The following is a 19,311-nucleotide window of genomic DNA, read 5'->3' on the forward strand; positions in this document are numbered from 1 at the left end:
AGCAGGTGGCGTCGCAGGACGGACGACCGTGTTCGGATACGTCGACAGTTCCGAGTGACGCGCGAGAGACACGCGAGAGACACGCGAGTGAGACGTGCGTCTCGACTGCGAACGGGGGGTGAAGCGACCCGTGAGCCGCGCGGGGCCTCGCGAACGGAGTGAGTGCGGCCTCGTCAGAGCGTGCTCTGACGGAGGCGGAGCGAGCAGAACACGTGAGGTGCGGCTCCGCCGCGCCTCGATCGGAGGCCGAGCGAGACCGGCGGTCTCGCCGGCAGCCGGTTCTGTGGAGCGAAGTTCCCGCTACCGGCCGCGCGGCGACGGCGTGGCCGCGTGGCGACGGCGTGGCCGCCCGGCGACGGATCTGGGCTTCCCGACTCCTCTCATCTACACGGTCGTTTCTGGTCTGAACACGACCCTGCCGAGAGCCGAAAGGGTGAGGTGGCCGCGCGTCCCCGGGTGTGTGTGAACGACACGGAGGTCGCTCCCCAGGAGGCCACCCACCTCGTCGACCAGAACGGGTTGTCGCAGTTGTTCGCCAACCGAGTCCGTGCGCGTGTGCTCGTGACGCTCTCGTACGCCGACGAGCCGTTGACACCTGCGGCGGTCGCCGACGCCGCCGGTGTCACGGAGAGCGCCGTCTACGAGGCACTCGACCCGCTCGCCGACTTCGAACTGTTCGACACGACGCCGGTGGAGGGGACCGACGACTCGACTGGACGTGGCGACGACGAGCCGCTGCGGTACGCCCTCGCGAGCGACGACGAACTCGTCGCGGCACTCGAACGTGTGGCGCGGCTGGCGACCGAACGGCTCCACCCCGAGGACGGAGAGGAGTCGAACTGACCGGGCTACCGGCGGTACGTGGTCCCCGCCGAGGCGGCGTCGACACTCACTCCAGCGAGACCGTCGTCTCGGCGGCGAGCCCGACGGCGTCTGGGTCGGCGACGTTGACCGCGACCGAGAGGGTGTACTCGCCGGCCGTCGCCGGCTCCCACTCGGCCTCGGAGACACGGAACTGACCGTCCCAACCACGCGAGAAGCGTTTGCGTTCGCCGCGGTCGAAGACGAACCGGTGCGGCTCCTCCGGCGGCTCCTCCGGGTGGTGGACCGCCTCGCGGTGACCGTCGATCGCCCACGTCCACCGCAGCGGCGAGACCGTCTGGACCGACAGCGGCACCGGGAGTGGGTTGGTGAACTCGACCGCGAACGGCACGCGGTCGCCGACGGCGAACGGTCCCTCCGGTGTGTGGACCGCGACACCGAGTGCGCGACACCGCAGCGAGTGCGTCGTCAGCGCGCGGGTGATCCGTTCGACCGGGAGCGTGCGGGCCGCGCGTGGCTCGCGCCGGGCGTCGTCTTCGGCCGGCGAGAACGGGTCGTCGTCGTCTCGCGAGAGCGCGTCCGACTCGTAGATTCGGCGCATCGACTGTGTGTTACGTGGGCGCGGCGCGTGGTTGACTCTTCCGATGACCGGGGTAGGGACGCGGGTGACCCCTCCGATGACGGGGTAGAGCGGGAGAGTCGACCGAGTGGGTGAGAGTGGAGCGACGGAGACGCGACAGCGGAGCGACCGCTCAGTCGTCGCCGCTGGTGCGTTGTCCCTCCACGTCCCCGTTCGCGACCTGCCGCGGTGCGGCGGTGGGCGACGGGTCGGCGTACTCCGGATCGAAGAGGTGACAGGCGGCGTGTCCGGCCGCCGTCTCTCGGAGTTCCGGCTCGGCGGTCGTACACGGGCTGGCGAACGTCTCGCCGACACCCGTCTCCGTCGGGTCGCCGTCGTCGGCGACGACCGCCCCGACGGCGTCGGCCAACGCCCGGTCGGCGTCCGGGTCCGACAGCGTCTCCGGCACGTCGTACTCCTGGCGGATGGCGGTCGGTAGGTCCGGCGCGTCCCCGTTCTCGACGAGCGTCTCCGCCGTCGACACGTCCACGTCGGCCGCCTCGATCCGCGTCACCAGGTCCAACACCGCCCGCCACTCCGACTGCTCCAACTCGAAGTCCGCGGGCGGGATCACCCGCGGACACCGAGTGTGGAACTTACACCCCGACGGCGGGTCGATGGGCGAGGGGACACTCCCCTCCAGGATGATCCGGTCGGCGTCCCACCCGGGGTCTGGCTCCGGAATCGCCGACAGCAACGCCTCCGTGTACGGGTGCTGTGGCGGAGTGAACAGCTCCTCTGGGGTGCCCAGCTCGGCCAGTTCGCCGAGGTACATCACCGCGATGCGGTCGGAGATGTGCTCGACGACCGAGAGGTCGTGTGCGATGAACAGGTACGACAGCCCCAGGTCCTCCTGGAGGTCCTCCAACAAGTTGAGGATCTGTGCCTGGACGGACACGTCCAGTGCCGACACCGGCTCGTCACAGACGATGAAGTCCGGGTCGACGGCGAGTGCGCGGGCGATGCCGATCCGCTGGAGTTGCCCGCCGGAGAACTCGTTGGGGTAGCGGTTGGCGTGACTCGCCGAGAGCCCGACCCGTTCGAGCAGTTCCTTGATCCGCTCGTCGCGGGTGGTCCCCTCGGCGAGCCCGTGGATGTCCAGCGCCTCGCCGATGATGTCGTTGATCGTCAGGCGCGGATTGAGACTCGACTGTGGGTTCTGGAAGACGACCTGCATCTCCTTGCGGAGGTCGCGCAGTTCGTCCTCCGGCAGTCCGGTGATCTCGCGGCCGCGGTAGTACACCGACCCGCCGGTCGGCTCGTCCAACTGCAGCACCGTCCGCCCGACGGTACTCTTCCCACAGCCGGACTCCCCGACGAGCCCCAGCGTCTCCCCCTCGTAGATCTCGAAGGAGACGCCGTCGACCGCCTTCACGTACTGCTGGCGGCCGAGCAGGCGGTCGAAGAACCCGCTCTCGGACTCGTAGTACTTCTGGAGGTTCTCGACGCGGAGCAGCGGCTCCTCACCCGGACGGCGACCACCCTCTGTGGGTGTCTCCGTCCCGGCGCCGGTGGCGCCGTCGGCGTCGCTCACGCGTCACCACCTCCGTCTCCGGAGACGGAGCCGTCCGTCGTCCCGCCGTCGGTGGCCGTCGCGCCGTCGTCGACGGTGACGGTGTAGTCGAGTTCCCCGCGGAGTTCGCCCGTGTGGGCGAGACACGCCGCCGACCGCTCCGCGTGATCGGCCGCGTTCGCGACTTCGCCCGTCTCGACGTTCACCAGTTCCGGCTCGCGGCGAGTACACGCCTCCTCGGCGTACGGACACCGCGGGTGGAAGTTACACCCCGAGGGCATCTCGATCAGATCCGGCATCCGCCCGGGGATCGTCTGGAGCCGGTCTCGGTCGTCGCCGATCCGCGGGATCGAACTCATCAACCCGACGGTGTAGGGGTGTTGTGGGTCGTAGTACACGTCCTCGACTGGGGCCATCTCCACGGGGTGTCCGGCGTACATCACCATCACGCGGTCACAGAACTCCGCCACGACGCCGAGGTCGTGGGTGATGAGCTGGATCGCGGTGTCGAACTCCTCGGTGATCCGCTCCAGCAAGTCGAGGATCTGTGCCTCGATGGTCACGTCCAGTGCCGTCGTCGGCTCGTCGGCGATGATCAGGTCCGGGTCACACGACAGCGCCATCGCCACGACGGCGCGCTGTTGCATCCCGCCGGAGAACTGGTGGGGGTAGTCGGAGTACCGCTCGACCGGGTCGGGGATACCGACCTGTTCGAGCAACTCGATGGTCCGGTCGCGTGCCGCATCCTCGTCGTAGTCCAGGTGGAGGCGGATCGCCTCCGCGATCTGTTCGCCGACGGTGTAGGCGGGGTTCAGGGCGGTCTCGGCGTCCTGGAAGATCATCGAGATCTCGTTGCCGCGGATCTCGCGCATCTCCTCGCGGTCCAACTCCAGGAGGTCCTGGCCCTTGAACCGGATCGAGCCGCTCTCGATCACGCCGGGGTCGTCGATCAGTCGCATCACTGCGAGACTGGTGACGGACTTGCCCGCCCCACTCTCGCCGACGACGCCGAACCGCTCGCCGGCCTCGATCTGGTACGAGAGGTCGTTGGTCGCCTTGACGACGCCGTCTTCCGTGTAGAACCTGACGTTCAGGTCCTCCACTTCGAGCATCGCCATCTAGCGGAACCCTCCGGAACCGGTCTGGTCACCGTGTGGGTCGAAGGCGTCGCGGATGCCGTCGCCCACGAGGTTGATCGCCATCACGAACAGGAAGATGGCGAGTCCGGGGAACACCCCGGCCCACCACCGCCCGCGGGCGATGGAGTCCTGTTCGACGTTCAACATCACGCCCCACTCGGCGGTCGCCGGCGACAGGCCGAGTCCGATGAACCCCAGGGCGGCGGCCGTCAGGACGGTCGTCCCGACGGACAGCGTCGCCTGGACGATCACCGGCGCCATCGCGTTCGGGAGGATGTGCCGGACGATCACGGAGCGGTCCCGCGCACCCAGCGCGCGGGCGGCGGTGACGTACTCGTTCTGTTTCACGCTCAACACCTCCCCGCGGATGATCCGGGCGTACGAGAGCCACCCGACGGCGACGAGCGCGAAGACGAGTTCCCAGTACCCACGCCCGAGGATCGCGATCACCGCGATCGCCAGGACGATGAACGGGAACGCGTACAGCATGTCGACGAGCCGCATGATCGCGCTGTCGACGTAGCCGCCGTAGTAGCCCGCGATGGCACCCAGCGGGACGCCGACAAGTAAGGCGACGGTGACGGCGATGAAGCCCAAGGAGAGACTCCACCGGCCGCCGAACATGATCCGCGAGAGGATGTCGCGGCCGGCCCAGTCGGTCCCGAGTAGGTGCATCCCGATCGGTTCGTCGTTGCCGAAGCTGTCGAGCGACGGCGGGGAGTGGCCGGTGAGGATGTCCTGTTCGGCCGGGTCGGCCGGTGCCAGCGAGAACGGCTGGATCGTCTGGCCGGCCAACACCGGGAACTCCGAGGGGAGACTGATCGGGCGGGCGAAGATCGCGGTGAACACCATCACCCCGATGATCGCCGCGCCGACCAGCGCCAGTCGGTTGCGTTTGAACCGTCGCCACGCGTAGTAGAGCCGGCCCTTGCCGGCCTCCTCGCGGAACGACGGCGTCCACGAGGAGAGGTCGTCGCGGTTCAACACGCTGTCCACGTCGAACCCCTCGACGGTGATACGTCCGCGTTCGGTCGATCGTCTGCGTTCTGTCGACATTGTCAGTACCTGATCCGTGGGTCGAGGTAGGCGTACAACACGTCCGCGAGCAGGTTGGCGAAGATCACCGCCACCCCGATCATCAACACCACCGCCTGGATCACCGGGAAGTCACGGTTCCCGACGCGGCTGACGAGCAGCCGGCCGAGCCCGGGGTAGGCGAACACGATCTCCACCACGACGGAGCCGCTGATGATGAACGCGATCTGGATCGCCGCCACGGTGACGACGGAGATCAGCGAGTTCCGCAGGACGTGTTTCGTGACGACCGTCCGCTCGGGCAACCCCTTCGCGCGAGCGGTCCGGACGTAGTCTTTGTCCATCTCTTCGACCATCGACGACCGCATCAGCCGCATCAGGAGTGCGGTCGAACCCGTGCCGATGGCGAGTGCCGGGAGGATCGTGTAGGTGAGCATCGCCGGGCTGAACAGTCCCTTCTCCGTCGGCGGGAGGATCGAGAACAGGTCCAGCCAGTTGCCGAACACGAGGATGAGGATCAGCCCCAGCCAGAAGTTCGGCAGGGCGATCCCGACCAGCGCGAACACCCGCGAGAACTGGTCGACCAGCGTGTTGCGGTAGTAGGCGGCCGCGATCCCCGCCGGGAGGGCGGTGACGATCGCGACGGCGAACGCCATGATCCCCATCACCAGCGTGTACGGCAGCCGGTCGAGGATCTCGGCGCTGACGGGGCGGCGCGTGATGATCGACTTCCCGAAGTCGAACTGCGCGGCGTCGACGACCCAGTTGACGTACTGGAGCCACACCGGGTCGTCGAGCCCGTACTGTGCGCGGATCTCCGCCTTCGTCTCTGGATCGAGGTCCGTGAACAGCGTGATGAAGTCGATGGGGTCACCCGGGATGATGTGGACCATCCCGAAGGTGATCATCGTGATCCCCAACAGCAGGGGGATCGTGATCAGCACGCGTTTCACGACGAACCGTTGCAGACTCATCGTGCGTAGGTGTCGGTAGTGTGTGACACGGTATGTATGTTGTCGGTGTGTCTGTCGTGTGTTCGGACGGCCGTAGGCACGTCGAGAGCGAGTGTCACGCTCGGATCACCCGCGAACCGCAAAGAGCGGCCGAGTGTGGACGCGTCGCCGCGAGTCGGCGGGCCGTGCGACACGGACCGCCGGGGGCCGCGGCGCAGTGGTCGGCAGGTTGCCGCGGGTCGCCAGTGCGTGTGGCCGTCGCGGGTCGCCAGTGCGTGCGGTGTGGCCGTCACGCGGTCACCGTCGCGACGCGATCACTGCGGCGGGTACGTCACCTGGTCGAGGTGCGGGCTGTACAGCGTGTCGTAGCGGTTGCTGGAGTTCGGGTGCGGCTGCCAGTTGGTCACGTCGTTGACTGCGTCGGCGTTGACCACGTCGATCTTCTGGGCGGTCCACATGTTCGCCTGCGGCAGGTCGTCGGCGACCAACTCTTGGATGTCGTCGTAGATGGGTCGCCGGTCCTCGACGCCGACGGTCGTCTGGCCCTCGGAGATCAACTGGTCCATCTCCTCGCTCTCGTAGAGGTTCCAATTGAACCCGTCCGGCACGTGGTTGTCGGAGGCGAGCAGCCCCTCGACGTGGCCGTTGGGGTCCGAGCCGCCGGTCCACCCGATCCCGACCACGTCCGAGGACTGTGCGGCCCCCTCGGGGTCGAGCAGGAACGGGACGAGGTCGTCGAACGAGCGGACGTCCAACTCCGCCGACAACACGTCCGTGTCGTCGAACGACTGCTGGATGACCTCCATCCAGCGCTCGCGGGTCCGGTTGACGTTCGTGATCAGCGACATCTCGAAGGGCGGCTCGATCCCCTCCTCGTCCAGTGCCTCCTCGATGAGCGAGACGGCCTCCTCCTGGTTCTCGGCGACGTACTCCTCGATCAACTCCTGCTCGCGCTCGGCGTCGAAGTACGCACCCAGTCCGGGGCTGATCGGACCGGCCAACCCGGTGGCACGCCCACCGAAGATCGCGTCGATGATCTCCGCCCGCGGGATGAGCTTCGTCAGGCCGCGCCGGAACTTGTTGTTGCTGTACGGCGACACCTGCACCGGGTACGAGAGGAAGTCGAACCCGACGGCGCTGTCGGCGACGACCGTCCCCGTCTGGCCCTCCCACTGCTGGAGTTCGAACGGCGCCGCGTTGTCGATCATGTCCAGTTCGCCGGAGGCCATCGCCTCCTCCTGGGTCACCTGCTCGGTGATCACGCGGATCGTCACCTGGTCCCACGGCGCCGTCGACGGGTAGTCGTCGCCGTCGTACCAGTAGTCCTCGTACGGCGTGAAGACGACCCGGTCCTCCGCGGAGAACTCGTCGAGTACGAACGGCCCCGTCCCGATCGACTCCTCGGTGAACGTGAAGTCGTCTTCGCCCGGACTCGTCGAGACGCCGTCCACGTCACTCGGGAGGATGGGCACCGCCGAGAGGTTCGTGAGGTACGGAGCGTGTGGCTCCGGTGCCTGGAGTTCGATCTCGTAGTCGCCGAGGACGTTCGTCGACTCGATCCACGCTACGTCGGAGCCGTTGGCCGTCCCACGGGTCCGTTCGATCGAGAAGGCCACGTCCTCCGCGGTCATCTCCTTCCCGGTGTGGAAGGTGACACCCTCACGCAGTTGGAAGGTGTACGTCGAGCCGTCGACGCTCCAGTCCGTGGCCAGTTCCCCGCGGAACTCCGAGAGGTCGAACAGCGGCGCGACCAGCCGGTCGTACGAGAACGCGCCGATGGTGGAGTTCGACGTGGCGTCCGTGATCACCGTCGGGTCGAACGTACCGGGGTTCGCCCCCGCGGAGGCGACGAACTCGCCCGTCTCCACGTTGTCCGGATCGATGTCCTCCGACGTGGGCGTCGGTGTGCCGTCGTCGCCGCCACCGCCGTCGCCGTCCGTCTCCGTGCCGTCCCCACCGGTCGAACAGCCGGCGAGGCCGACGACGGTCCCGCTCCCCATCGCCGCGAGAATCCGTCGCCGTGTACTACGCGTGTGATTGTCGTCCTGTGACATGCGAACTGTATGCGAGGGGTGACTACTAAAAGGCGTCGCCGTCGTGTATCGTGGGTTCGGGTGGAGATCGCTCGACAACACAGTTCACTCGGTCTGTCAGAAACTGTCGGATCGAGGCCGGTGAGAAGATCTAACCGAGACGACACGAGCGGAGACGGTGAAGCGGGGACTTCCTCGCAGATTCGTATCGTACGAGTGGTAGGTCTCTCGTCGTACTCGTGGTCGCTGTCGAGGGAGCGTCGTATCGTGTGCTCCGGCGGCGGTCTCGCGAGACTGGCGGACGTGGGTGCCGCGTGTCAGCGATCCGACGACCGTGGCGAGCTCGGAGTGGCACTTGGGGGTGTGGCGAGCTCGGAGTGGCACTTGGGAGTGTAGCGCTGTGAGGAGCGACACCGGGACGTGTGGTGTTGTGGAGACCGTGACTGCGACGTGTCGTACTGTGTGGAGTGAGGCGTCGGGAGCCGCTGGTACCCCCGAGAGTGGACCGTACCCAGTACAGCGTGACGGGGAGTCGGTCGCGGCTGGTCGTGTGAGGACGAGAGGATGCTCCGGCCGGGATTCGAACCCAGGTCATTGCCTCGAGAGGGCAATATGATTGGCCGGACTACACTACCGGAGCGTGCACTGACAGGTACTGGTGTGACACTCAAAACGGTGTCGTTTCGGCCGCGCCGTGGTGCGGTGTGGCGTGTCGACCGGCCGGGTGGCGGGTGAGCGCTCACCGGGTAGTCCGTCGCCCTCCAGACGAGGAGTGAGCGCTCGCCGGGAGATTCGGCGCCGTCACTCGCGTCGCAGTGCGAGCAGTGCCGCGGCGAGCAGCGCGACGACGGCGACGAGTGATCCGAAGCCGGGGCCCCGTGCGGCCGTCGTCTCCGCGGGTGCGGTCGTCGCGGTCCCAGTCCCGGCGGTCGTCGGCGGTGACACCGTGGACGTGGCGGTGTCCGTCGCCGTGGTCGGCGTCGTCGACGCGTCCGAGTCCGCCGACTCGTCCGGCGTCGAGGTCGGCGTCTCACCCGTCTCGTCCGGCGTGGACGGTGCTGGCGTCGCGGTCTCCGTCGGCCCCTCACCGCTCGGGCTCGGCGTCTCTCCCGTCGGGGTCGGTGTCGTCGTCTCCCCCGTCGGTGCACCCCCACTGCCTCCGCTACCGGCGGTGACCCGGACCTCGCGCGAGACGGTGTCCGCGAGGTCGACACCGTCGACCACTCGGAGGGTGACAGTGACGGTCCCCGTCTCGGTGAAGGTGTACGAGGTAGTCGGAACGGTCGTCGTCCGCTCGAACGTCCCGTCGCCGTCGAAGTCCCACTCGTACGTCTCGATCCCGGCGTTGTCCGAGGAGTTCCCGGCGTCGAGCGTCACTGTCTCCCCCGCGGTGACGGTCTCGGCCGTCGCGAAGGCGGCGGTGGGCGGCTGGATCGGATCACCACCACCACCACCGCCGAACGAGACCGAGCCGACGTCGAACGTCCGACTGACCGTCCGGCTGTTACCGGCCGTGTCGACCAGCGTCGCCTCCAACACGTACCGCGTGTCGTTCTGGAGACTCGTCTCCGTGTAGGTGATCTGGTCGGCGGTCACCGTCGCTGCGCTCGTCACGTCGGCCAGATTGCCCTGAGGACCGAACCGCACCGTGATCGCCGACGGGTCGACCGCGTCGAGGTTGTCCGTCAGGGAGAGTTGCGCCGAGACACCGTCGACGTCGTTGTCGAACGGCGGCTGGGTCGTCCCCGCGACGTTCGTCACGGAGACACTCGTCGCCCGCGGCGCGGTCGTGTCCGGCTGGACCGTCACCGTCCGCGAGACGGTCCGGGTGTTCCCCTCGCCGTCGACCAGCGTGGCCTCCAGCTCGTAGGTCGTCCCCGGCGTGAGACTCGTCGCCGTGTAGTTCACGGTCGAACTCGTCACCAGCGACGAGCTCGTCACGTCCGTGAGCGATCCGCCCGCGGGCCCGAACCGCACGGTGATCGCGGCGGAGTCGACGCCGTTGAAGTCGTCGGAGATCGACAACTCGACCGACGCACGACTCGTCTCGGCCGGGTACGTCGTCCCACTCACCGGGCTCGTGTCCGCCGTGTAGGTCGTGTCGTCGACCGTCGGGCCGGACTCGTCGGTCGCGACCGAGACCGTGCCGACGGTCTTCGTCCGCTCGTTGCCGGCGGCGTCGCGCACCGTCACCTCGACGTTCCGGCTGTCGCCCGGCGAGAGCAGCCCGTTCTTCGTGTCACCGACCGTGAACGAGACGCCGGTGTCGTCGACGGTGACGTTGGCCGCGTCCAGCGTCGTCCCGGCGACCGTCACCGACACCGTCGCGGTGTCGACGCCGGACAGCGGGTCGGTGTAGTCGACGGTGACGGGCACGCGGCGCGTGTCGGGCGCCTGCCCCGTCGCCGGGAGGTCCGTCGACGAGACGGTCGGCGCGGTGTCGTCCGTCTCGACGGTGAACGACCGCGTGACCGTCGTCGACTTGCCCGTCTCGTCGACCACCGTGACGGTCACGTCCGTCGTCCCCGCGCCCGTGACGCCCGTCACCGTCACGGCCGCCTGGTCGTCGGTGATCGACGCCGACGCGTTCGACAGCGTGTCCACGTCGTTGCCGTTCACCTTCACGACCACGGCACTCGCGTCGACGCCAGACACGTCGTCGGAGTAGCTGACGGTGGTAGTGACCTCGGTCGTGTCGTACGGGAACGTCCCCGTGCTCACCGCGGTCGTGTCCGCGGTGTAGCTGGTGGCGTCGACCGTCGGTGCCTCCGTGTCCGGCTGGACGGCCCCGTACGTCGAGAACTTCGTCACCGTGACGAGGAGGTACTCACCCGCCGAGACGCCGCCGGGACCGTCCGGGTCGAAGTTCTGGACCACGCGCGTCGTCCCGCGCTGGTTCCAGGTGTTCGTCGTCTCGTTGTACCGCCGGATCTGGAGCTGGTCGGCCGGCACCGTGTCCAGCAGTCCGATCTGGTCCGTCGGAATCCCGATGGTCGCGCTCGTGAGGTTCTCGTTGGAGAGGTCCCCGCCGAACTCGCCCTCGATGAACTGGTCGCCAGAGACGTTCTCCGTCAGGGCGGCCAGCGGCGTGTCACTGCTGGTCAGCGACGCCAGCGACGTGCCGGAGGCCGTGTCCGCGTCGGGGTTCAACTCGACGAACGTCCCGCCGCCGGTCTCGATGGTGACGTTACCGTCCGCGCCGAACTGTGCGACGGTGCTGATGTTCGTCGTGGAGCTGACCGTGTCCGCGTTCCCGGCCGGGTCCTGCACCGTCACCGTCCCGGTGTAGGTGCCGTCCGTGCCGTCGGTCGTGGTAGTGGCGTCGTACCGGCCGTCGGCGTTCCCGTCGGTGACTTGGACTCTCTGCGTCGATCCGTCGGGCTCACCGAGCGTCACGTTCGGCTTCCCGGAGATCGTCTCGTTGCTGGTGACGACCAGACGCACCTGGTTCGCGCCGGTGGCGATCACCGACACGCCGGCGCTGGGTGCCGCGTCGTCGAACGTGAAGTCGTCGCCGCTGTCGACCTCTGCGGCGTTGCCCACCGTGTCGCTCGCGGTGACGTTCACGTCGTAGGCACCCCGCGGGAGCGACAGCGACCCCACGTCGACGTCCGCGTCGAAGCTCCCGCCGCTCGCGTCGACGGTGACCGTCTCCGCGAACGCCTGGTTCTGCGCGACGAGGACGACCTCGACGCTCCCGACGGACGCGGCACCGCCGTCGGAGACGGAGCCGGTCACCGACAGCGTGTCCGAGCCGTTCAGGTACGTCGTCCCGTCGCTCGTGGTCCCGCCGGTCACCGAGGAGACCGTCACCGACGGCGCCGTCGTGTCGATCTCGACCTCGCTGGTCGCCGTACTACTCCGTCCCAGCGAGTCGTTGGCGACCACTTCGAGCGTGTACGTTCCGTCCAACTCGGTGTTCCCGGCGACCGCGTCGACCGGGACGGTCGCCGTACCGTCCGCGAGCCGATCGGTGAGGTCCGTCGTCTCGACCGGCGTGCCGCTCGTGTCCGTGCCGGCGTACAGCCGCGCGGTCGCGTTCGCGTACGCGGTGTCGGAGGTAGTGGCGTTCAGCGTGACCTCGTCGTCCGGCCCGACGACCGCACTCGTGGACTCCAGCGTCACGTCCGGCGCCTCGGTGTCGAGGACGACCGTCCGCTCGACGGTCGCGACCCGGCTCCCGAAGTTGTCGACCAGCGACACGGCGAGGGTGTGCTCGCCGTCGTCCAGCCCGGAGAGGTCGACGGTCGTCGTCCCGTTCGCGAGAGCGATCGTCCGGGGCGGCCCGCCGTCGACCGACACGATTGCACTGGCGATCCCGGTGTCGACGTTCGTCACGTTGTACGCCAGCGACACGCTGGCGTCCGTGGCCGTCCCGGTGCGGGGCGAGCGGACGGAGAGCGTCGCGTTCGGATTCGTCGGGGCCCGCACCGTGATCGCGGTCGGCCGGTCGCTCCCGGCACGGACGAGCTTCGTCGACGGGTCGGCGCTGTCGAACCGGGTCGTCACCGAGACCGTCCGCGTCTCGCCGCCGGGGACGGAGACCGTCCGTTCGATCTGCTCGCCGTCGACCACGAACGGCACCGTCGTCGTCCCAGACGCGCCGCCGGTGTTCGTCACCCGCGCCGTCACCGTCACCGGCTCGCCGGTGAACACCGTCGTCGGTCCGGCGGTGACGTTCACCGCGAACGTCGCCGGCTGGAGCACCGTGACCTCGCGTGGCGGCCGCTCGTTCACCGTGACGTTGTGGGCGCCCGCGCTCAGCGACCGGTTGAACAAGACGGTCTCCGTCGTGTCGGCACCGACCGACACCGTCCGCTCCGCGACCACGGCGCCGTCGACGCGCAGCGCGACCGTCCGCTCGGCCGCCACGTCGCCGTCGTTCGTCACCGTCGCCGCGACCACCAGCGGCTCGTCGGGTGCGAGTTCACCCGCGACCACGCTCGGGAGCGTGAAGTCGTACCGCACGTCGGCCGGCTGTCGCACGTCGACGGTCGTCTGCGTGCTGTTCGTGTTGCCGGCGCGATCGGTGACGGACAGCGTCACCGTGTACTCGCCCGACTGACTCGGGGTGAACGTCACGTTCGACCGCTGGAACCGGATCGTCTCGCCGTCCGGGGTCGTGACCGTGATCGCGCCGGTCGCGATCCGGTCGTCGTCCGTCGAGGTGCTCGCGTCGAAGCGAACCGCCTGCCCGGCCAGCGGGTTCGAGCGGTTCGTCGCCAGCCGTGCGGTCGGCGGCTCGTCCTCCTCGTCGAGTTCGAACCGGAGACTCCGGTTCTCGTCCATCGTCACCGCGCGCCGCAGCGTCTGGTTCGTGAACCGTGTCCCCTCGCGTGGCTCGACGGTGACACTCACGTTGCCGGCCAACTCCCAGCCGGTCGCCCCGTCGGCCGAGACGAGTTGGCCGTCTTCGAGGAGTGGCCCCTGGATCGTCCAGCCACCGCCCTCGACGGGTGGCCCGAGCGGACCGGCCTCGTGAGTGATCCGCACTCGGGCGTTCGCGACGGAGACCGGATCGCCGTCCTCGTCGACGACGGTCACGTCGAGCACGGACGGGGCGGGGAACTGCTCGTCCAGCGTCCGGTTCGTCTCCGGCGCGTACAGTCCGGCTCCGACGGCGTAGATGTCCGGCACGCCGTCACGGACCGGACCGAAGTCGACGCCACCACTCGCGTTACCCTGGTAGTACGTCACTGCGATCGGCTCCCCCGGCGGCGTCGTGAAGCCGAACTGGCCGTTCCGAACCGAGGTGACCTCGAAGCCACCACCGATCGACCTCGCGACGAACCCGTCGACGGGGGAGCCGTCTGCGGCGGTCAGGCTGCCGTCGATCCGGACGTCCTGGAGCGCGACCGGGCCGGCGAAGCTGCTGGACACGTCGAACTGTCCGTCGCCGGGCGTCGCGAACGACACGCGGTAGCCGTACGCGTTCTCGCTCAGGGTCGCACGCGCGACCGTCGTCCGGTAGGTGTCCGTCGCCGCGTCGTACCGCAGGGGCTCGCCGTCGAGCACCGCCTCGCTCTCGAACGGTTCGCCGGTGAACAGGTCGAGGCGGGCGGTCGCGGCGTCGCCGAGCGAACTCCGCGGGATCGAGAACGTCACCGTGTCGCCGTCGACAGTCGCGTTCAACTCGCCCGCGTAGTCGAACACCATCGGGGTCCCGGTCGTGCTCGCGACCGTCGCGTCCGTGCTGGCGTTGCGCAGCGTCACGGAGTAGTTCGAGACGCCCGGGCCAGTGACGGCCTGTGACTCGTTCGGGATCGAGCCCGAGACGACGGACAGCGGCACTTCGACGCGCTGTCCGTCTCGGAAGGTCGTGAGCAGCGGTTGGATCGGCTCACCCTCGGGGTCGTGCAGCTCCAGCGCGAACCGCGAGAACGCCTCGACGGAGACGGTCTCGGTCGCGACCAGCGAGACCGCGTCCTGGCTCTCTCGGTCCACGTCGATCACGTACCGGTCGCCCCGGTCGAACGTGATCGGCTTCGTCGCGAGCAGCGTCAGATCGTTCGAGAGTCGCTGTGGATCGACGCCGCTCCCGATCGTCCCGAGTTCGTCCGGGTGGCGGACGTCCAGCGTCGCGCCGGTTACGCGGAACTCGGTCGTGGTGTCGACGAATCGACCGCCTTCGTCTCGCAGACCGAGGACCACGGTGTACTCGTCTGGAGTCTGCGGCGTGAACTGGATCGAGGGCCCGCGTCCCTCCGCCACGGGGCCCTCCTGCCCGCGTCTGGTGACGCTCCAGAAGTACTCCGTGACGCCGGTGTCGTCGCTGACGTTCACCGCGTCGAGTTGGACCGTCTCGCCGACCGTCGGCTCGGTGACGTTCACCGCCACGTCGGCGGTCGGAGGAGTCACGTCGGCACGGAACGTGGTCGTGTTCCGCGCGACGACGGTCCCGTCGGCGCCGACGGTCTCGTCGACGAGTTCGGCGGCGAGCTCCACGTCACCCGACAGCAGCCCAGCGGGAATCTCGAACGTTACCGACCCGTCGGTTCCGGCTAACGAGGTGTTCCGAGCCACGACGGTGCCGTTCCCGTTCGTCGCGTTGATCACGCGGAGTTCGTAGTTCGCCGGATCGTCGCCTCCGGTCGTGTACGCCAGCCCCAGCCCCAGCGGCCGGTCGTCGGCGTACGTCTCGGTCGTCTCCGGACCGAAGACGGCGGGCTGTGGTCCGGTCTCGCCGCCACCACCGCCGCTGCTGGCGAGGAACGTGGTGGAGTTCCGTGCGACGACGGTCCCGTTGACGAGCTCGGCGTCGAGCGTCACGTTACCGGACAACGACCCGACAGGGATCTCGAACGTCACCGACCCGCCGGTTCCGGCCAGCGAGGCGTTCCGTGCCACGACCGTGCCGTTCCCGTTCGTCGCGTTGACCACCCGGAAGACGTAGTTGGCCGGGTCGCGCCCACCCGTCGAGTAGCCGAGTCCGAGCGTCAACGGCTCGGTGTCCACGTACTCCTGTGTCGTCTCCGGACCGAAGACGGCGGGTGGCGGTGCGGTCTCACCACCGCCAGCGGCCGTGTCACCGAAGCTCGCGGTGTCGGTGGCGATCACGTCGTCGGTCCCGTTCCGCAGGCGCACCGCAACGGTGGTGTCACCGACTACCGCACCCACCGGGAGCGTGAACTCGACCGACGCTGCGGTGGCGATCAGCGTGGTGTTGGCCGCGACGACGGTGCCGTTCCCGCTCGTCGCGTTCACCAACTCGACCGTCAGGTCCGACGGCGTTCGACTGCCCCCGTCGTAGAACGCCGAGACGAGCGTCGGCGTACTCGAGTTGTACGTCGTGTCGGACAGTGAGACGTCCGCCGGACCGGGGGCCGTCGCGGCGGTGTACGACGCGGTCGTCGACGCGATCACCCCGTTCGACCCGTTCAACAGTCGGAACGCGAGTGTCACGTCTCCTGCCAACGCGCCGCTGGGGACGACGGCGGTCACGGGAACGGTCGTGTCGGTCAACGTGGTGTTCGTCGCGACGACGGTGTCGTTTCCGCCGGTCACGTTCGCGACCTCCACTGTCAGTGTCGTCGGGTCACGCTCGCCCGCGTCGTAACTCGCCGCGACACCGGTCGGCGTCGCCGGGTCGTACCCCTCGCCCGTCGCCGAGATCGAAGCCGGCGGTGGTGCGGTCGAGACGTTCGTCACCGTCACGGCGAAACTGTCGGTGGCCTCAACCGAACCGTTCCGGTTCAACAACACCGTGGCGGTGAAGTTCGTCGACACCCCAGCCGGGACGGTGAGGTTCACCGTCCCCTGTTGACCGTCGGACGGCGTCGTCTGGTCGAGCGGACCGACGCCACTGTCTCCGCGTAGCCCCACCGTGTAGTCGCCCGCCGGTCGGTTCCCGACGTTGTACGCGACCTGAAGCGTGGAGTCGGTCGCCACGTCCAGTGTCGCGTCGTTCCCGGCGACGGCAGGTGCGTTGCCCGCCGTGTTCGCCGCCGCAGCTCCACCCGCGATCACCTGTCCACCGACGGGCTGGACGGCGACCGACAACACGACCATCGTCGCCAACACCAGCGCCCGCATCTTCTGCCCCGTGTCAACAGTCCCCATGATACCGGGTGGTGAAACGTCGATGAATCATAATACTGTTCACCGAGTATCAGATTCGATACTCTAGAGGGTAGTTGTGAGAAAAGGTCACACGTCCGTTCGGTGAAACGGACCGGTTCGGCCGCGACGGATCACACCGGAGACCGGTCGGTGGCGGTCGGAGGCGACACGCGACCGGGAGAGCGACTCCGGCGCGTTCAAGAGGCGCCCGGTCGTACCGAGAGTCGATGAGTACACAGACGTACGCGCCGGTCGACCACCACGTCGACGACCCGGAGACGGCCGTCGCGTCGGGCGACCGGAAGATCGAGTGGGCGCGCCAACACATGCCGATCCTCGCCGAACTCCGCGAGCAGTTCCGCGAGGACCGGCCGTTCGAGGGCGAGACGATCGGGATGGCGATGCACGTCGAGGCGACGACGGCGAACCTCGTCACGCTGCTGGCGGACGGCGGCGCGGAGGTCGCGATCACCGGCTGTAACCCGCTGTCGACCCACGACGACGTGAGCGCCGCGTTGAACGCCCGCGAGTCGATCACCTCCTACGCGGTCCGTGGCGTGGGTGACGATGACTACTACGCTGCCATCGAGGCCGTCATCGACCACGAGCCGACCGTCACCGTCGACGACGGGATGGACATGGTCGCGGCGATCCACGAGGACTACCCGGATCTGATCGACACCATCGTCGGCGGGTGCGAGGAGACGACGACGGGCGTCCACCGCCTGCGAGCGATGGACGCGGACGGAGAACTCGACTACCCCGTCTTCGCGGTCAACGACACGCCGATGAAGCGGCTGTTCGACAACGTTCACGGGACGGGCGAGTCCGCGCTGTCGACCATCGTCCAGACGACGAACCTCTCGTTGGCCGCGAAGAACGTCGTCGTCGCCGGCTTCGGCGACTGTGGCCGCGGCGTCGCGAAGAAGGCCGCGGGGCAGAACGCCGACGTGATCGTCTGCGAGGTCGACCCCCGGAAGGCGCTGGAGGCGCACATGGAGGGGTACGACGTGCTCCCGATAGCGGAGGCCGCCGAGATCGGCGACGTGTTCGTCACGACGACCGGCAACCGCGACGTGATCACCCGCGAGCACTTCGAGGTGATGGACGACGGCGTCCTGCTCGCCAACGCGGGCCACTTCGACGTGGAGGTGAACGTCGAGCACCTCGACGACCTCGCCGTGGACCGGTACGAGGCACGCGAGGGTGTCGAGGCGTTCGAGATGCCGGACGGCCGCCGGCTGAACCTGCTGGCGGAGGGGCGGCTGGTCAACCTCGCCGCGCCGCTCGGGCAGGGCCACCCGGTCGAGGTGATGGACCAGAGCTTCGGCGTGCAGGCCGTCTGTGTCCGCGAACTCGTCGCGAACGCCGACGACTACGACGCCGGCGTCCACGAGGTCCCCGACGAACTGGACCGCGAGGTCGCCGACGTGAAACTGACCGCCGAGGGCGTCGCCTACGACGAGCTCACCGACGAACAGCGCGAGTACATGGGCTCGTGGCAACACGGGACCTGATCGGCACCGGAATCGAACCCGATCCGCGCTCGACCACCGGTCTCGGCGCCACTCTGTTCGTCTCGACCGCTCCGTGCTGTCTGCTGCGACCACCGCCAGGTCACTCCACGGCGTCCCAGCCCGGGGTCGACGGCGCGCCACGCGCCTCCTCGACCACACTCGGGTCCGGCGGATCGGTCGCGAGGTGTCCACGGCCGTCGCCGTCGACCGCTCGGTCCCGGTCGGCCGCCCGTTCCCAGTCGGCCGCCGCCGCGGCGGCCCACGACTCATCGGCAGTCTCGCGGATCCGTTCGGTCGCCCGTTCGCGGCGCGACTCGTCGACCGCCAGCGACCCCGGTGTGGAGGCGGCCGCGACACCCACGAACGTCGCGCAGTCGGCGGGCGTCGGCTCCTCGTTCGCGACGCGGGCGACGGTGCCGGCGAGGGCGTCCGGTTCCGGGTGGGCGAACACCGTCCCGCCGAGCGCCTGCGGGCCGAACGGCGACGGGGGCCGCTCGGCGGGTGGCTCGCCGTCGACGAGTCGCTCGCCGGGCGTCCCGTGGGCGCGTTCGACGCGTCCACACTCCGTCTCCGTCTCGAGGGCGAGGTTGTGACCGGGGTACGTCCGACACGTCCGCGGGTACTCCGCGGTGTCGTGGATCCGGCACTGGAGCGTCTCCGGGTCGAGGAACACACACGTCTCCAGCCACCGTGTCGGCGTGTCGAACGGCGCGACCGGCTTGGGTACCGTCCGGAGTCCGACGGCGAACAGCGGTCGCCCGTCCGCCGCCGGGAGGCGGTAGTCGTCGACCTCGACGGTCGGGACTGTCGGTGTGTCGCCGTCGGAGGTGTCCGTGTCGGAGTCGTCGCTCTCGTCACTCCCGACGACGAACAACCGCGGCGCGAGAGCGTCGACGAGACCGGCCGCGAGGAACGCTCGCACCTCGTCGCTCGTCAGTGGCACGAGGTTGTACGTGTCGTCGAGCGCCCGGTACCGGCCCCGACGCTCGTGGTCCGGCGCGCCACCGAGCGGTCGCCAGTCGACACAGCAGCCGGCACACCCCTCGCAGTTCGTCTGCACGGAGCGTGGTACGCCGTCACACTGGAAAGCCGTGTCGCCGGTCGCAGCGACCGCGAGGTGT

General features: G+C 68.8%; 10 protein-coding genes and 1 tRNA gene. 2 read left to right on the plus strand and 9 right to left on the minus strand.

What is annotated here, in order from left to right; all coding sequences use genetic code 11:
- Positions 1–462: 462 nt before the first annotated feature.
- Positions 463–843 carry a hypothetical protein gene (locus RYH80_RS05425; protein ID WP_370902840.1) on the plus strand — a complete coding sequence of 127 codons (381 nt, stop codon included), beginning with the start codon at positions 463–465 and terminating at the stop codon, positions 841–843.
- 46 nt (positions 844–889) lie between these two features.
- On the opposite strand, the gene RYH80_RS05430 is transcribed toward RYH80_RS05425, so the two are convergent.
- From RYH80_RS05430 to RYH80_RS05465, 8 genes are all read right to left on the minus strand, one after another.
- Positions 890–1,423, minus strand: a complete 534-nt coding sequence (locus RYH80_RS05430; RefSeq protein WP_370902841.1) for a DUF7974 family protein — start codon at positions 1,421–1,423, stop codon at positions 890–892.
- 151 nt (positions 1,424–1,574) lie between these two features.
- Entirely contained in the window at positions 1,575–2,897 is a 1,323-nt protein-coding gene (locus RYH80_RS05435; RefSeq protein ID WP_370904658.1) for an ABC transporter ATP-binding protein, read from the minus strand.
- Between the two features lie 74 nt (positions 2,898–2,971).
- A complete protein-coding gene (locus tag RYH80_RS05440) occupies positions 2,972–4,072 on the minus strand; it encodes an ABC transporter ATP-binding protein (protein ID WP_370902842.1) in 1,101 nt (366 codons plus the stop codon).
- Entirely contained in the window at positions 4,073–5,149 is a 1,077-nt protein-coding gene (locus tag RYH80_RS05445) for an ABC transporter permease (RefSeq protein ID WP_370902843.1), read from the minus strand. It lies immediately after the preceding gene.
- 2 nt (positions 5,150–5,151) lie between these two features.
- Positions 5,152–6,102, minus strand: coding sequence for an ABC transporter permease (locus RYH80_RS05450; protein ID WP_370902844.1), 951 nt, complete (start codon positions 6,100–6,102; stop codon positions 5,152–5,154).
- 293 nt (positions 6,103–6,395) lie between these two features.
- A complete protein-coding gene (locus RYH80_RS05455; RefSeq protein ID WP_370902845.1) occupies positions 6,396–8,135 on the minus strand; it encodes an ABC transporter substrate-binding protein in 1,740 nt (579 codons plus the stop codon).
- 544 nt (positions 8,136–8,679) lie between these two features.
- A tRNA-Glu gene (locus tag RYH80_RS05460) sits at positions 8,680–8,754 on the minus strand.
- A gap of 161 nt (positions 8,755–8,915) precedes the next feature.
- The gene (locus RYH80_RS05465) at positions 8,916–16,673 is read right to left on the minus strand and encodes a beta strand repeat-containing protein (protein WP_370902846.1); all 7,758 of its coding nucleotides are present in this window, start codon (positions 16,671–16,673) and stop codon (positions 8,916–8,918) included.
- A 227-nt stretch (positions 16,674–16,900) separates the two neighbouring features.
- On the opposite strand from RYH80_RS05465, the gene RYH80_RS05470 reads away from it, so the two are divergent.
- A complete protein-coding gene (locus RYH80_RS05470) occupies positions 16,901–18,190 on the plus strand; it encodes an adenosylhomocysteinase (RefSeq protein ID WP_370902847.1) in 1,290 nt (429 codons plus the stop codon).
- A gap of 100 nt (positions 18,191–18,290) precedes the next feature.
- Here the strand turns inward: RYH80_RS05470 and RYH80_RS05475 are convergent, their stop codons facing one another.
- Positions 18,291–19,250 carry a YkgJ family cysteine cluster protein gene (locus tag RYH80_RS05475; protein ID WP_370902848.1) on the minus strand — a complete coding sequence of 320 codons (960 nt, stop codon included), beginning with the start codon at positions 19,248–19,250 and terminating at the stop codon, positions 18,291–18,293.
- Positions 19,251–19,311: the final 61 nt, after the last annotated feature.

The sequence above is a fragment of the Halobaculum sp. MBLA0147 genome (assembly GCF_041361345.1).
Classification (GTDB): Archaea; Halobacteriota; Halobacteria; order Halobacteriales; family Haloferacaceae; genus JAHENP01.